The 12892-nt window shown below is 67.7% G+C and carries 18 protein-coding genes; 12 read left to right on the top strand and 6 right to left on the bottom strand.

All coding sequences use genetic code 11. The features are described 5' to 3' along the window. Nucleotides 1-22: 22 nt before the first annotated feature. The 5 genes from HYG95_RS15575 to HYG95_RS15555 all read left to right on the top strand — a co-directional run bounded on the left by HYG95_RS15575 (nt 23) and on the right by HYG95_RS15555 (nt 4820). Entirely contained in the window at nt 23-2353 is a 2331-nt protein-coding gene (locus HYG95_RS15575; protein ID WP_181698650.1) for a glycoside hydrolase family 65 protein, read from the top strand. Next, a complete protein-coding gene (locus tag HYG95_RS15570; protein ID WP_181698649.1) occupies nt 2350-3066 on the top strand; it encodes a beta-phosphoglucomutase family hydrolase in 717 nt (238 codons plus the stop codon). The genes HYG95_RS15575 and HYG95_RS15570 overlap by 4 nt, the downstream gene beginning before the upstream one ends. Nucleotides 3067-3165: 99 nt before the next feature. After that, a complete protein-coding gene (locus HYG95_RS15565) occupies nt 3166-3339 on the top strand; it encodes a CsbD family protein (RefSeq protein WP_067494014.1) in 174 nt (57 codons plus the stop codon). Between the two features lie 99 nt (nt 3340-3438). Next, nucleotides 3439-4233 carry a metalloregulator ArsR/SmtB family transcription factor gene (locus tag HYG95_RS15560; protein ID WP_181698648.1) on the top strand — a complete coding sequence of 265 codons (795 nt, stop codon included), beginning with the start codon at nt 3439-3441 and terminating at the stop codon, nt 4231-4233. Then, nucleotides 4230-4820 (top strand): dihydrofolate reductase family protein, encoded by a 591-nt coding sequence (locus HYG95_RS15555; protein ID WP_181698647.1) that lies wholly within the window; start codon nt 4230-4232, stop codon nt 4818-4820. Before HYG95_RS15560 ends, HYG95_RS15555 begins: the two co-directional genes overlap by 4 nt. 13 nt (nt 4821-4833) lie before the next feature. Here HYG95_RS15555 and HYG95_RS15550 read toward each other — a convergent pair whose 3' ends face one another. Continuing rightward, nucleotides 4834-5805: an alpha/beta fold hydrolase gene (locus HYG95_RS15550; RefSeq protein ID WP_370465810.1), complete on the bottom strand. Its 972-nt coding sequence runs from the start codon at nt 5803-5805 to the stop codon at nt 4834-4836. 55 nt (nt 5806-5860) lie between these two features. On the opposite strand from HYG95_RS15550, the gene HYG95_RS15545 reads away from it, so the two are divergent. Further along, on the top strand, nt 5861-6712 hold the full coding sequence (locus HYG95_RS15545; protein WP_181698645.1) for an SDR family NAD(P)-dependent oxidoreductase: 852 nt from the start codon (nt 5861-5863) through the stop codon (nt 6710-6712). On the opposite strand, the gene sigJ is transcribed toward HYG95_RS15545, so the two are convergent. Continuing rightward, nucleotides 6709-7596 carry an RNA polymerase sigma factor SigJ gene (gene sigJ / locus HYG95_RS15540; RefSeq protein WP_181698644.1) on the bottom strand — a complete coding sequence of 296 codons (888 nt, stop codon included), beginning with the start codon at nt 7594-7596 and terminating at the stop codon, nt 6709-6711. The two genes, HYG95_RS15545 and sigJ, sit on opposite strands and share 4 nt — an antisense overlap. A gap of 99 nt (nt 7597-7695) precedes the next feature. Between sigJ and HYG95_RS15535 the strand changes: the two genes are divergently transcribed. Then, the gene (locus HYG95_RS15535; protein ID WP_181698643.1) at nt 7696-8679 is read left to right on the top strand and encodes an NAD(P)H-dependent oxidoreductase; all 984 of its coding nucleotides are present in this window, start codon (nt 7696-7698) and stop codon (nt 8677-8679) included. A gap of 3 nt (nt 8680-8682) precedes the next feature. Here the strand turns inward: HYG95_RS15535 and HYG95_RS15530 are convergent, their stop codons facing one another. After that, nucleotides 8683-9150: an SRPBCC family protein gene (locus HYG95_RS15530; protein WP_370465809.1), complete on the bottom strand. Its 468-nt coding sequence runs from the start codon at nt 9148-9150 to the stop codon at nt 8683-8685. 8 nt (nt 9151-9158) lie between these two features. Further along, entirely contained in the window at nt 9159-9392 is a 234-nt protein-coding gene (locus HYG95_RS15525) for a hypothetical protein (RefSeq protein ID WP_067493989.1), read from the bottom strand. Between the two features lie 143 nt (nt 9393-9535). On the opposite strand from HYG95_RS15525, the gene HYG95_RS15520 reads away from it, so the two are divergent. Beyond that, nucleotides 9536-9949: a low affinity iron permease family protein gene (locus HYG95_RS15520; RefSeq protein ID WP_255495389.1), complete on the top strand. Its 414-nt coding sequence runs from the start codon at nt 9536-9538 to the stop codon at nt 9947-9949. A gap of 1 nt (nt 9950) precedes the next feature. On the opposite strand, the gene HYG95_RS15515 is transcribed toward HYG95_RS15520, so the two are convergent. After that, nucleotides 9951-10445, bottom strand: a complete 495-nt coding sequence (locus tag HYG95_RS15515; protein WP_181698642.1) for a DUF6328 family protein — start codon at nt 10443-10445, stop codon at nt 9951-9953. Between the two features lie 180 nt (nt 10446-10625). On the opposite strand from HYG95_RS15515, the gene HYG95_RS15510 reads away from it, so the two are divergent. The 4 genes from HYG95_RS15510 (at nt 10626) to HYG95_RS15495 (ending at nt 12615) form a co-directional block, all read left to right on the top strand. Next, nucleotides 10626-10826 (top strand): hypothetical protein, encoded by a 201-nt coding sequence (locus tag HYG95_RS15510; protein ID WP_067988858.1) that lies wholly within the window; start codon nt 10626-10628, stop codon nt 10824-10826. A 71-nt stretch (nt 10827-10897) separates the two neighbouring features. Next, the gene (locus HYG95_RS15505; RefSeq protein WP_181698641.1) at nt 10898-11710 is read left to right on the top strand and encodes a nucleotidyltransferase; all 813 of its coding nucleotides are present in this window, start codon (nt 10898-10900) and stop codon (nt 11708-11710) included. Nucleotides 11711-11715: 5 nt separating this feature from the next. Continuing rightward, the gene (locus tag HYG95_RS15500; RefSeq protein ID WP_181698640.1) at nt 11716-12447 is read left to right on the top strand and encodes a metallophosphoesterase; all 732 of its coding nucleotides are present in this window, start codon (nt 11716-11718) and stop codon (nt 12445-12447) included. Between the two features lie 12 nt (nt 12448-12459). Then, on the top strand, nt 12460-12615 hold the full coding sequence (locus tag HYG95_RS15495; RefSeq protein WP_157104676.1) for a hypothetical protein: 156 nt from the start codon (nt 12460-12462) through the stop codon (nt 12613-12615). Here the strand turns inward: HYG95_RS15495 and HYG95_RS15490 are convergent. Then, entirely contained in the window at nt 12591-12884 is a 294-nt protein-coding gene (locus HYG95_RS15490) for a hypothetical protein (RefSeq protein ID WP_181698639.1), read from the bottom strand. The two genes, HYG95_RS15495 and HYG95_RS15490, sit on opposite strands and share 25 nt — an antisense overlap. Between the last annotated feature and the right edge of the window lie 8 nt (nt 12885-12892).

Below are 12892 nucleotides of genomic sequence, written 5' to 3'. Positions count from 1 at the left end.
GATCACCTCCCGGAGGGCCGCCATGAACCCGTGGATCGTTGTCGAGAAAGAATGGGACCCGCACCGCGCCAACTATTTCGAGACCATCTTCACCGTCGGTAACGGCCGCCTCGGTACCAGGGGCTCGCTCGAGGAGCGGCATACCGGCTCGCTGCCCGGCACCTTTCTGGCCGGGGTGTACGACGCCTTCGATGCGCCGGTCGTCGACCTGGTGAACGCGCCGGACTGGCTGGTCACCGAGGTGTTTGCCGACGGAACCCGGCTCGACACCGAATCGGCGGCGGTTCTCCGCCATCACCGCGAGCTCGACCTGCGCCGCGGGGTCCTCACCCGCGAGACCGAATTCGCGCTGCCCGACGGTGCCCGATTCGTGCTGCGCACCGAACGTTTCGCGAGCATGGCCGATCGCGATCTGTGCTGCCTGCGCGTTCGGGTGACCGCGCTGGATCGCGCGGCAACGGTGACGATCCGCACCGGCATCGACGGGCACCGGCGCAATCTCGAGCGGCTGCCCACCTACCGTGAGGACACCGAGTTCGGGTACGACCGCAAGTGGGACAAGTGGGCCCGGTCCACCCACTTACGTTCCACCGGAACCGGGTTCACCGATGGCGTGGGAATGCTCGAATGCCGCACGATCGACAGCGGTGTCGATCTGGCCTACGCCCTGCGCACCGACCTGCCGACGACACCGCGACGCCGGGTCGAGGCGCGCAGTCACGAGTCGATCGCGGTCGAGGTGGACTTCGCCGTCGCGGCGGGCGAGACGGTCGGCGTCGACAAGTTCGTCGGCATCGCCACCAGCCGTGATCCGGAAGCCACTGCGGCACCGGAAGATCGGGCGCGAGCGACCGTCGCACGGGTCACCGATTTCGACCAGGCGAGCGCGGCGAACGCGGCGGCGTGGGACCGGTTGTGGGCCGAATCGGACTGCGAGGTGGTCGGCAACGACCGCGTCACCCAGGCATTGCGGTTCGCCGTCTATCACCTGCTCATCGCCGCCAACCCGGACGACCCGACGGTGAGCATCGGCGCCAAATCCCTGTCCGGCGAAGGGTATCGCGGCCACGTCTTCTGGGACACCGAGATCATGCTGCTGCCGTTCTACCTGTTCACCCAGCCGCGTGCGGCTCGCGCCCTGCTCGGTTACCGCCACCACACCCTGCCCGGTGCCCGCGAGGTCGCCGCCGACAACGGGGCCACCGGTGGTGCCCGCTTTCCGTGGGAATCGGCGGACACAGGCCGTGAGGAATGCCCGCAGTACACCCACGACGGCTCCGGCCGCTTCTACACCAGGGAGGAGGAACTGCACGTCACCGCCGATGTCGCGTACGCCATCATGCGCTACACCGAGGTCACCGGCGACGAGACGTACCTGTTCACCGAGGGTGCGCCGATCCTGTTCGAGACCGCCCGCTACTGGGTACAGCGATGCGAACCCGAAGGCGATGCGCTGGTGCTGCGAACAGTGATGGGGCCGGACGAATTCCATTCCCACGTCGACAACAACGCCTTCACCAACCGGCTGGTGCGCTGGCACCTGGAACAGGCCGCGGCGGTCTATCGGCGGATGGCCGCCGAACAACCGGAACTGCTTGCCGCCCTTACCGAACCGTTGGCGCTGTCGGCGGCCGAAGCCGAGCAATGGGTCGATGCGGCCCGGCGAATCCGCGTGCCGGTCGACCCCGACTGCGGGGTGATCGAGCAGTTCGACGGCTATTTCGAACGAACCGTCGTCCCCATCACCGAATGGGACGACAACGACATGCCGCGATACCCGGCGGGTTTCGACCACTTCAACTGTGAGGGCACGTCGCTGCTCAAACAGCCCGACGTGGTGATGCTCATGCACCTGCTGCCCGAGGAGTACTCGCTCGAGACGCGCAGGCAGAACTACTTGTTCTACGAGGCGCGAACACTGCACAAATCGTCGCTGAGCCCCTCCATCCATGCCATCGTCGGCTTGCGGGTGGGCGAGGCGGGCACGGCCGAAAGGTACTTCGGCCGTGCGGCATTCGTCGATCTCGACGACAATCAGGGCAATACGGGAGAGGGCATGCACATAGCGTCGGCGGCGGGCACCTGGCAGGTCGCCACGCATGGGTTCGGCGGTTTCCAGGCCACCCGCGAGGGATTGCGGTTCGCCCCCGCGCTGCCGTCGTCGTGGCAGCGGTTGCGGTTCTCGGTGCACTGGCACGGGCGGGTGGTGCGCGTCGACCTCGGCCACCACGACGCCCGATTCGAGTTGATCGGCGACGGCCCCGCCGAAACCATCAGCGTGTGGGGAGACCCCGTGCGGGTGTGGCCGGGCGAGGTCGTCGAGGTGCGCGCGCCCGAAAGCGTCGCCTCGTGACCGAGCGGGTGGCCGTACAGCAGGCCGCCGCCGTGCTGTTCGACCTGGACGGGGTACTGACCGATACGGCTGCCGTGCACCGCCGCGCGTGGACCACGCTGTTCACCGAGTTCCTGCCACCACAGGTCGCACCGTTCACCGATGACGACTACTACGACCTCGTCGACGGCAAACCACGGATCGACGGCGTGCGAGCGGTGCTGTCCTCGCGCGGGCTGCGACTACCCGACGGCACCGTCGACGACGCGCCCGAGGCAGCCACCGTGCACGGCCTCGGCAACCGGAAGAACGGGCGATTCACCGAGATCGTGCACCGCGACGGGGTCGACGTGTTCGACGGCTCGCTGCGTCTGGTCGATGCTCTTGCGGCGCTCCGGATTCCGATGGGAGTGGTATCCAGTTCGCGCAATGCGGTGCTGGTGCTCGACACCGCCGGACTGCTCGGCAGGTTCGCGGTGATCGTCGACGGCACCGTCGCCGAGCGTGACGGGCTTGCTGGCAAGCCCGATCCGGCGATGTTTCTCGCTGCCGCCCGAGCACTGGGTGTCGAACCCGCCGAGACGATCGTCATCGAGGACGCGGTATCGGGCGTCGAGGCAGGTCGTCGGGGTGGTTTCCGGGTGATCGGGGTCGATCGCGGCACGGGCCCGGCCGCCCTGCGCGCCGCGGGCGCCGATGTGGTGATCGGTGATCTGGCCGACCTTCTCACCTAGGCCCTGTTTGCGTTCGGTGGCCCCGGGTAGACGCCCCGTGGGTCCCAAGGATGGCCCATCGATCACCTGTGGTCGAGCGTTCTGTCCGGAAGGAATGCCATGAGCTTGGCAGACAAGGCGAAGAACAAGGCCGAAGAGCTGGCCGGCAAGGCCAAGGAAGCGACCGGCAAGGCCACCGACGACCGCGATCTGCAGAACGAGGGCCGCGGCGACCAGGCCAAGTCCAACCTGAAGGATGCCGGCGAGAAGGTCAAGGACGCCTTCCGCGACTGATCCGGCTCCTCTTTCGAATTGTGGCCCCCGGTTGACAAAGCCGGGGGCCACAGTTGTATTCCTTGACAGGAATATTCTTCATAGTGAATACTTCTGCTCATGGAAGAGATCGCAGCCGCACTCGGCGACAGCGCACGATGGCGCATCGTCGAACTCCTCGCGCAGCGGCCTCGGTCGGTCGGCGAACTCGCCACCCACACCGGGTTGCGTCAGCCGCAGACGACCAAGCACCTCCAAACCCTCGCCAAGGCGGGCCTCGTCTCGGTGTTCCCGCTCGGGCAACGCCGGGTCTACGCCGTGAAACCCGGACCGTTGCGGGAGCTCGACAAGCGGTTGCGCGCGATGCTCGCGACCATCGAGGAGCACGCCGACGAGCGAGATGTGGTGGAGCGCTATCTGGCCGCCGTCGAAGCCGAAACCGCTGCCGCGCAGCATGATCGGTGGGCCGACGGGCGCAGCTTCGCTTTCGAGCGGACGTTCGGAGTCGCACCCGAGGCACTGTGGCGGCACTGGGTGGATCCGGATTTGCTCGCGGATTGGTGGGTGCCGCCGTCGATGACCATCACCGACTGCCGGATCGAGCCGTTTCCCGGCGGCCGGGTGGTGCTCGACTACCGCGACGACGACGGCGGGCGTTACCGGTCGACCGGACGGGTCATCGAGGCCGACGAACACCACCGCCTCGCCTTCGACCTGTCGGTACTCGACGCGGCAGGCGAGGTCTCCTTCACCGGCCACTACACCCTCACCTTCGAGCCCGACGGGCCCGGGACCCGATTCCGGCTCGACCTCGTCATCGCCGAAACCACGGTGGCGGCAGCCTCTTTCATCGCCGGTATCGAAACCGGCTGGTCCCAGGTCCTCGACAACCTCGACAGGAAAGCCCGATCATGAGCACTCGCCGCGTCACCACCAACATCAGCCTCACCCTCGACGGCCGCTACCACGGACCGGCCGGCCCGTCCGATCTCGGCGCCATCGTCACCTACGCGAGCACCGAAACCGCCCGCGACTACCTCAGCGGAATTCACGCCGACGCGACAACGGCGGTCCTCGGGCGCAGCAACGCCGAAGGGTTCCTCGGCTACTGGCCGACCGTCGCCGCCGACGAGAACGCCGATCCGCGCGACCGCGCCTACGCGAAGTGGCTCGTCGACGTGGACAAGGTGGTGCTGTCGAGCACGCTCACCGAATCACCCTGGGAGCGAACGCGCGTCGTGAACGCACCCGCCGCCGAGGTGATCACCGAATTGAAGAGCTCTGGTACCGGCGACATCCTGGTCAACACCAGCCCGACGATCGTGGCCGATCTGCTCGCCGCCGATTTGATCGACCGCCTGCATCTGATGATCGTTCCCGAGATCGCCGGGGGCGGCGCGCTGTTCTTCACCGACGGGCTGCCGGCTTCCCGGTGGACACTGACCAGCCACACCGCCGGTGCGTCCGGCGAGCTCGCCCTCGTCTACGACCGCGCACGCTGAACCGACCCGACCGCTACGGCCGTGGCGCCAGGTCAGCGAGCGCGTTGAGAACGAACTCGTTCACCGGGTCCGTGCGTTCCAGATGGACCAGATGCCCCGCACCCGGAACCTGCACTACCGCACGCAGATCCGTCACATTGGCGCGCAGCGTGGCCAGCGGGTCGCGACCGCTGAAACCTTCCATGTCGGGGTCGTTCTCGCCGTAGAGGAAGTAGGTCGGGACGGTCACGCGACGGTCGGCCAGCGACTCGGTGAGGTGCCAGTTGCGATCGAGGTTGCGGTACCAGTTGAGGCCACCGGTGAACCCGGTGCGCTCGAATTCCGTGGCCAGCGTGTCGAATTCGGTTTCGCCGAGCCAGTTCCACGGCAGGTCGGGAGCCTTCGGCAGGACATCGAGATAGCCGAGCCCCGGCGGGTTCTTCCAGGTGTCGAGGTAGTGGTAGTCGCCGGAGAGCGAGTAGTAGACCCTGGCCAGGAATTCGCGGGGCCGCTCGGCGAGCTCGGCGTCGGCACGGCCGGGTTCCTGGAAATAGGACAGGTGCAGGAAGTGGCGCTGAGCGGCCTTGGTCCAGAAATCGGACGGCGGGCGGGGTGGGCGCGGTGCGAAGGGATTGTTCAGTACCACCGCGGCGGCCACTCGCTCGGGCGCACGCAACGACAGCTCCCACACCAGCTGGGCGCCGAAGTCGAGGCCGACGAAAACCGCCTGCCGCGCGCCGATGTCGTCGAGCAGGGCGAGCAGATCGCCGATCACGGCCGCATTCGTGTACGCCTCGACATCGGCGGGCGCCTGCGTGCGTCCGTAGCCGCGCAGATCGGGCGCGATCGCGTGGAAACCCGCCTCGGCGACGGCCGCGAGCTGGCGATGCCAGATGTAGCCGGTGTGGGGGAAGCCGTGGCAGAACACCACCGGATACCCCTGCCCCTGCTCGGTCACATGTAACCGGACGTCGCAGGCGTCCAGGAATCGATGCCGAAGTTCCACCAGCGCCTCCAAGAATCTAGAACGTGTTCCTATTTCAAGGTAGTGTCCCGAGGCCATGAGCGGAACACCCAAGATTCTCGGCGGACGGGTCGCGGTAGTGACCGGAGCCAGCCGCGGCATCGGCAAAGGCATTGCCCAGGAACTCGGCGCGGCGGGCGCGACGGTGTACGTCACCGGTCGCACGACCACCGCGGGCAGGCTCCCCGGCACCGTGCACGACACCGCCGCCGAGGTGACCGCCCTCGGCGGGCTCGGCGTGGCGGTGGTCTGCGATCATCGCGACGACGGGGCGGTCGAGGAACTGTTCACGCGGGTGCGCGCCGAACAGGGGCGCCTCGACGTGCTGGTGAACAATGTCTACAACTCCCCCGCCGCCGCCCGTTGGCTCGGCCGCAAATTCTGGGAGGTGCCGCCTGCGGCCTGGGACGAAACATTCGACATCGGCGTCCGATCGCATTACGCGGCAAGCGTTTTCGCCGCGCCGTTGCTGATCGAGTCGAAGGGTTTGATCGTCAATATCTCTTCCCCCGGTTCGCAGCGCTACCTGCACAACGCGGTGTACGGGGTCGCCAAGACCGCCCTGGACCGGCTCACCGCCGACCTCGCCCACGATCTCGACGGCACCGCGACCACCGCGGTATCCCTCTGGCCCGGCATCGTGAATACCGAACTGCTGCAGATGGTTCCCGCCGACGACCAGGGCCGTCGCCTGGTGACCTTGCCCGGCGAAGGAACCTTCGACCTGAACGCCGCCGAGACACCGAGGTTTCCCGGCCGGGCCGTTGTCGCCCTGGCCGCCGACCCCGACCGGCTCGCGCGCACCGGAAAGGCGTGGAAGGTCGCCGATCTGGCCGAGGATTACGGATTCACCGACGTGGACGGCCGCGTTCCCCGCAACGATCCCTAGCCTGTCCACGCACGCAGTTTCTCCGGATTCCGCATCACCCAGATCCGGCTGATCCGATCGTCGATGATGTCGAACGAGTAGACCGAGATAACCTTCCCGTCGGCCTCGGCGACCAGACCGAGCTGCCCGTTCACCATGCGTTCCACCAGCACCACTGTCGACAACCGCGTGCCGATGTGGATCCACGCCGTCGCGATCTCACTGCTGCCGACCAGCGGCTCCCGAAAGGCGGGAACCAGCCCACCGCTGTCCGCCGTCGCGATCGCGGTCGGGTCGAGCAACCCGACGAGTCCCTCGATATCGCCCGCCTCCCAGGCCCGTTTGAAATTCCGCACCACCTCGGCGCGCGCGGTTTCGGGTGGGCGCGGTGAGGTGTCGATGCGACGGCGGGCGCTCGAGGCGAGCTGACGGCACGCGGCCGGAGTGCGCCCCACCACCTCGGCTATTTCGGCGAAGGAGTAGCGGAACACGTCGTGCAACACGAAGGCCACCCGCTCGGCGGGGGTCATGGAGTCGAGCACGACGAGGAAGGCCATACTGATCGACTCGTCGAGCGTCACCCGATCGGCGGGGTCGGGCGCTGCGGTACCGCCGAAAAAGTCGGAGCGGCCGGGGACGGGTTCCGGAATCCATTCGCCCACATAGCGTTCCCGGCGGGCGCGGGCGGAGCCGAGCAGGTCGAGACAGATGCGCCCCGCCACCGTCGTCAGCCAGGCACCGGGCGTGGTCACCTCGGCGCGGCGCTGTTCGCTCATCGCGTACCAGCGCGCATAGGTCTCCTGCACCACGTCCTCGGCCTCGGCCAGCGATCCGAGCAGCCGGTACGCGAGATTGAGCAACTGGCGGCGCTCACTCATCACCTCGGACAGGTGGGGGTCGGTCATGATCGGCTCCTCGCGGTCGGTTCCCTCACCATGACCGACGAAACAGCGCCCCGATCTGTGAGGGCCTGACATTTCCGGCGTCCGCGTCGTCGGAAGGTCATGATCAGAATCGGCATCATTCTCGGCAGCACCCGATCCAACCGTAACGGAGCCCAGGTCGCCCGATGGGTGCTGGATTCGGCGTCGCGACGCGGCGACGCCGAATTCGAGCTCGTCGACCTGCGCGACCACCCGCTCCCACACTTCGACGAGACAACGCCACCGATGTTCGGCCCGTCGGAGAACGAACACACCCGCTCCTGGGCCGCCCGGATCGCACCGTTCGACGGGTTCGTCATCATCACCCCCGAGTACAACGGCGGTGTCCCCGGCGTCCTGAAGAACGCCCTCGACCACGCCTTCGCGGAATGGACCGACAAGACCGTCGCCTTCGTCGGGTACGGCGTCAACGGCGGCGCCCGCTCCGTGGTGCAATTGCGCACCGTGTGCGGGACGCTGGGGATGGCCGACATCGGCCATTCGGTCTCGATCGGCGTGCTCACCGATTTCGAGAACGCCACCACCTTCGTCGCGCGCGAGCACCACGACCTCGCGTTGCGCAAGACGCTGGACCAGCTCGTCGCGTGGACCACAGCCCTGGCACCGCTGCGGCGGCCCGCCGACGAAACCGCCGAGATCCGCGCACAGATCGACCGGCTGGTCGAGTGTCTGCGGAACAAGGACCTCGACGGCATCGGCGCCCTCTACACCGACGACGCCGTGTCGTTCGATATCGAGCCACCCCTGCAACACTGCGGGAGGGCAGCGAAGCTGGCGAACTGGGCACGGGTATTCCAGGTGTTCGACACCCTGACCTACGAGTTCCGCGACCTGACCTTCACGACCGGCACCGACGTGGCATACGGGCACGGTTTCGGCAGGCTGCGCGGCACACTGCGCGACGGCGCTGTCACCGACGGCATGTGGGTGCGCGCGACGCTGTGCCTGCGCAAGGTCGGTGGCAGCTGGTTGATCGCCCACGACCAGGTCTCGGTGCCGCTCGATATCCCGAGCGGAAAGGCGCTCACCGACCTGGAGCCCTGACGGTCAGCCTCCGGCCGCGGCGCGGCTCCGGCCGACAGCCAGATCCGACAGCCGGTCCAGGGTTTCGCGGTTGCGCGGGGTCAGCAACACCTCCTGCGCGGCGCGTGGGACGAGCTTGCCCGGCCCGCGCACGGCCAGTTCCCCCATCCGCACCTCGGTCGTGGCCGGGGCGACCTCGCGCAGCTCGAAGCGGATGACAGCCGCGCCCATCGGCCACAACCGCGCGTCGAGTTCCAGCGTGTGCGGTGCGTCCGATGCCCGCACCTCGGTGGTGTCCTCGATGACGAGGGGCCACGGCCCCACGCTGTGATGGATGCGGGTACCGACCGCGGGCCACCCCTTGTCGACGCGGCGGATGTGCGAGGCGCCCACGACCCAGCCCGAATACGACCACCCGTCCGCGAGCACCGCGAAGACGTCGTCCACCCCGGCGGGCACGGTGAGTTGCACCCAGATCATGTCCTCGTGCACGGCTCCTCCTACACGCTGTCGACGAGGGCGTCGTGCCCGGCGCGGCGGGCACAGTTGGCGCAGCAGAAGACGGTCTGTCCGGCCTCGACCCCGTGGCCGAGAACCCGGCATCCGCAGTGCGCGCAGTCGGGTGCCAGCTTCGATGCGGCGCATTCGATGCTGTCGAACGTCCAGCTCTGCCCGTCGCGGCTCACGGTGAACGCGCGCGCGTAGTCGTTGCCACACGTCTCACAGACGGCCATGCTTCACCTCTTTCGGATCGGTGGACAGCGGGCGTTTACCCGGTGCGGCCGAACCGAACCGACCTTTTGGTTGAAATCCCGAGAAACGGATATTCGCCTGTCACAGAGTTCTTTGCCCGGCCCGGTGAAGGTGGGTGGTCGACATGTCCGGACACAAGTCGAACGATGCGACGATGCCGTCGGACATCTCGAATCACAAGCCCTTCTTCGACCGTTTCGCCACGGGTGCAAGCAATTTCGCGTCCAAGGCATGGTTCTTCGCCGCCTGCCTCACCCTGGTCCTGATCTGGGCACCTTCGGTGTTCCTTTTCCCGAGCATCGACACCTGGCAACTGGTGATCAACACGGCGACCACGATCGTCACCTTCCTGCTCGTGGCACTGCTGCAGAACACCCAGGCCCGCAACGACGACGCCGCCCAGCACAAGCTCAACGCGCTCGCCGCCGGTCTCGCGGCACTGATGGGCGAATTGAGCAACGAGTATCCGGCACTGGACAGGGAACGGCAGGAACTGTCCGACGCCGTTGGCCTGGAAGATCGCGAAAGCAGCGAATAGCTCAGTCCGTCTCCGGCCCCTTGCGGTAGACCAGCGGCTGGACCACCCACAGACCGAGGAACACGATCGAGGCGACGACTCCGGCGACGATGCCCGCCGTGGTCCCGGCCACCACATCGAAGATCAGCACGGCGATGCCGGTGAGCGCGACCCCGAGCAGGGCGATACCGGCCAGCGCGAGCCGGTGCGCGCCGGTGACCAGGGCATCGAGCCGGTGCCTGCGGAACAGCAGCCGATGCATTGCCACCGGGGCGACCAGCAGGGCGGTCGCGGCGATCGACGCGGTGACGACGACGAGGTATACCACCCGCAATTCCGTGCTGAGGGCGTCGAAATGGGACTGGAACGGCAAGGTCAGCAAGATACCGGTGAGTACTTGCACACCGGTCTGCAGCACCCGCAGTTCTTGCAGCAAGGAGGCCCAGTTGCGGTCGAGACGCTGGATGGTGTTCTCGCCACGCACCCGTCGATTCCAGTCGGCGTCATCGTCGTCCATCACCGCTCCTCGTCGCCCGGGGCCGATGCCCTCTTTGCGCGCATACCCGGCACACACCGCCCGAATCCCGCCACCGACCGGCGTACCCGTGATTGAGCGGCGCGCGGCCGGGTAGTGCGACGGTGTGGTCGAGAACAACGGCCACATGCCAGAAGACCAGACGACACGAGGAGGGCATTCATGCCTGATCCGAACAACCCTGGACAGTTCGGCAACCGAAACGACACCCAGGAGCAAGCGGCCCGTGGCGGCCAGGCCAGCAGCGGCAGCTTCGGCGATCGCAATTCCGCCGACCCGCGCGAGGCAGGCCGCAAGGGCGCCCAGGCGCAGCCCACCGAGGCCAAGCGCGAGGGCGGTCAGCACAGCCACGGCGGCCGCTGACTCCCTGCTACCGACCCCGGGCCTGGCACGATGCCGGGCCCGGGGTGTCCCCGGCGAAAGGTGGTGGCCTGATGACCGCCGAGATCTCGGACCTGCTGCAGACGCTGACCCGTGTGGTCAACACCCTGCACGACAACGGCATTCGCTTCGCGGTGGCCGGCGGCTGCGCGGTGTACGCGCACGGCGGTCCGGCCAGCGATCACGACGTGGACATCTTCCTCCGCGCCGAGGACGCCTATGCCGCGCGGGACACGTTGGCGGCCAAGGGATTACGGCCCGTCGATCCACCGGAGAACTGGCTGACCAAGGTCTATGACGGCGAGATCCTCGTCGACCTGATCTTCCGCACGAACCATCGCACCGTCGACGACGACCTGCTCGACCGCGCCGAGTCGATGCCGGTCGGCCCCGCGACCGCACCGGTGCTCCCCGCCACCGACGTGCTGGTCGACAAACTCATGGTGCTCGACGCGCACCGTCTCGATTTCACCCGCCTGCTCGAGGTCGCCCGCGCCCTGCGCGAGCAGATCGACTGGGCCCAGGTGCACCGCGACACGGCCGAATCGCCTTACGCGCGGGCATTTCTCGGGCTGCTCGACGACCTCGGCGTCCACCACGTACCACCCGCGCCCGCCGCCGAGCCACCGCAGTACGTGGTCGCCAACCTGCGCCGCGCCTTCGCCGAGGATCCGCGGACCGCGACGATGAGTGTGCACGTGACGCTGCGCTCCGATGTCGTCGTACTCACCGGCGAGGTCGCCGACGAACAGAGCAGGCGGGCACTGGAGGCCGTGCTGCACGAGCGGATCGGTGACCTGCGGGTCCACAACGATGTGCGGGTACGCAGACCCGCCGAACCGGCCGAACCGGAAGTGCTGAGGTGAGTGGGATGCGCGTAGCGGCGGTAGGCGATGTGCACCTCGGCGCGGATTCGCGTGGTCGATGCAGGCCGGTGTTCGAACGGCTGCCAGAGCACGCGGATGTGTTGCTGCTCGCCGGTGACCTCACCCGCCTGGGCACCCTCGAGGAGGCGGAGGTGGTGGCGAGCGAGTTCGGCGATCTCGACGTCCCGGTTGTGGCGGTGCTCGGTAATCACGACTATCACAGCGACCGCGAGCAGGAGATGAGCGCGCTGCTGTCCGCGCACGGCATCACCGTGCTCGAGGGCACCTCGACGGTGCTCACCATCGGTGAACGCACGCTCGGCATCGCGGGGGCCAAGGGTTTCGGCGGCGGGTTCGCCGGCAAGTGCGCGAGCGCGTTCGGCGAACCGCAGATGCGCGAGTTCGCGACCCACACAGTCGAGCTCGCGCAACAGCTCCACACGGCGCTGAGCCGGCTCGACACCGACGTGACCATCGCACTCACCCACTACTCGCCCGTGTCGGACACCTTGCACGGCGAGCCGCCGGAGATCTACCCGTTTCTCGGCTCCTACCTGCTCGGGGAGGCGATCGATGCGTGCGGCGCCGACCTGGCGGTCCACGGTCACGCCCACGCGGGCACCGAACGCGGCACCACCCCGGGCGGAATCCGGGTGCGCAATGTCGCCCAGCCGGTGATCGGTACCGAATACGCCGTCTACGACCTGGCGCCCGCCACGTCGTCGGCATACATCTGAAGGAGGATTCTCATGGTTTCGCAGGACACCATCGCCCAGCTACGCCAGGACATCACCACGGCCGCCGACGCGGGCGACGAGGCAACGGCGCAGCGTCTGCGCCGGGAACTGTCGGAGGCACTCGCGGCGGCGGGCCGAGACGATCAGGACGACCCGGCCGGTCCGTGACCGCGCTGCGACCGGACGGTCGCCGCGCTCCAGACCACCAGCCAACCGGACGCCGCCATATAGAGGGCATAGGCGGAAATGACCAGTTCGGGCCCATAGTTGGCGAACCAGTCGCCGAGGCGCAGGAGCGCGATCAGGCCGAGGCCGACCAGGAACATGCCGAGCACAAGGCTCGGAATCGCCAGCGGGGCGATGGAGTCGTCGGTGACGTGGCGGTCACGCTTGGTAACTGACAGATTGCTGTTCGGTTCGAAGTAGATGCTGCTCATAGTCACGA

Source organism: Nocardia sp. GTS18 (assembly GCF_013839555.1).
GTDB classification, from domain to species: domain Bacteria; phylum Actinomycetota; class Actinomycetes; order Mycobacteriales; family Mycobacteriaceae; genus Nocardia; species Nocardia rosealba.
Note: the sequence above shows the minus strand (reverse complement) of the source record. Positions and strands in the feature narration are given on the sequence as shown.

Excerpts from the sequence above, each read along its gene's own strand:
- HYG95_RS15575 (WP_181698650.1), top strand. The coding sequence starts at position 23 with ATGAACCCGTGGATCGTTGTCGAGAAAGAATGGGACCCGCACCGCGCC.
- HYG95_RS15565 (WP_067494014.1), top strand. The coding sequence starts at position 3,166 with ATGAGCTTGGCAGACAAGGCGAAGAACAAGGCCGAAGAGCTGGCCGGC.
- HYG95_RS15560 (WP_181698648.1), top strand. The coding sequence starts at position 3,439 with ATGGAAGAGATCGCAGCCGCACTCGGCGACAGCGCACGATGGCGCATC.
- HYG95_RS15555 (WP_181698647.1), top strand. The coding sequence starts at position 4,230 with ATGAGCACTCGCCGCGTCACCACCAACATCAGCCTCACCCTCGACGGC.
- HYG95_RS15545 (WP_181698645.1), top strand. The coding sequence starts at position 5,861 with ATGAGCGGAACACCCAAGATTCTCGGCGGACGGGTCGCGGTAGTGACC.
- sigJ (WP_181698644.1), bottom strand. The coding sequence starts at position 7,596 with ATGACCGACCCCCACCTGTCCGAGGTGATGAGTGAGCGCCGCCAGTTG.
- HYG95_RS15535 (WP_181698643.1), top strand. The coding sequence starts at position 7,696 with ATGATCAGAATCGGCATCATTCTCGGCAGCACCCGATCCAACCGTAAC.
- HYG95_RS15525 (WP_067493989.1), bottom strand. The coding sequence starts at position 9,392 with ATGGCCGTCTGTGAGACGTGTGGCAACGACTACGCGCGCGCGTTCACC.
- HYG95_RS15520 (WP_255495389.1), top strand. The coding sequence starts at position 9,536 with ATGTCCGGACACAAGTCGAACGATGCGACGATGCCGTCGGACATCTCG.
- HYG95_RS15515 (WP_181698642.1), bottom strand. The coding sequence starts at position 10,445 with ATGGACGACGATGACGCCGACTGGAATCGACGGGTGCGTGGCGAGAAC.
- HYG95_RS15510 (WP_067988858.1), top strand. The coding sequence starts at position 10,626 with ATGCCTGATCCGAACAACCCTGGACAGTTCGGCAACCGAAACGACACC.
- HYG95_RS15505 (WP_181698641.1), top strand. The coding sequence starts at position 10,898 with ATGACCGCCGAGATCTCGGACCTGCTGCAGACGCTGACCCGTGTGGTC.
- HYG95_RS15500 (WP_181698640.1), top strand. The coding sequence starts at position 11,716 with ATGCGCGTAGCGGCGGTAGGCGATGTGCACCTCGGCGCGGATTCGCGT.
- HYG95_RS15495 (WP_157104676.1), top strand. The coding sequence starts at position 12,460 with ATGGTTTCGCAGGACACCATCGCCCAGCTACGCCAGGACATCACCACG.
- HYG95_RS15490 (WP_181698639.1), bottom strand. The coding sequence starts at position 12,884 with ATGAGCAGCATCTACTTCGAACCGAACAGCAATCTGTCAGTTACCAAG.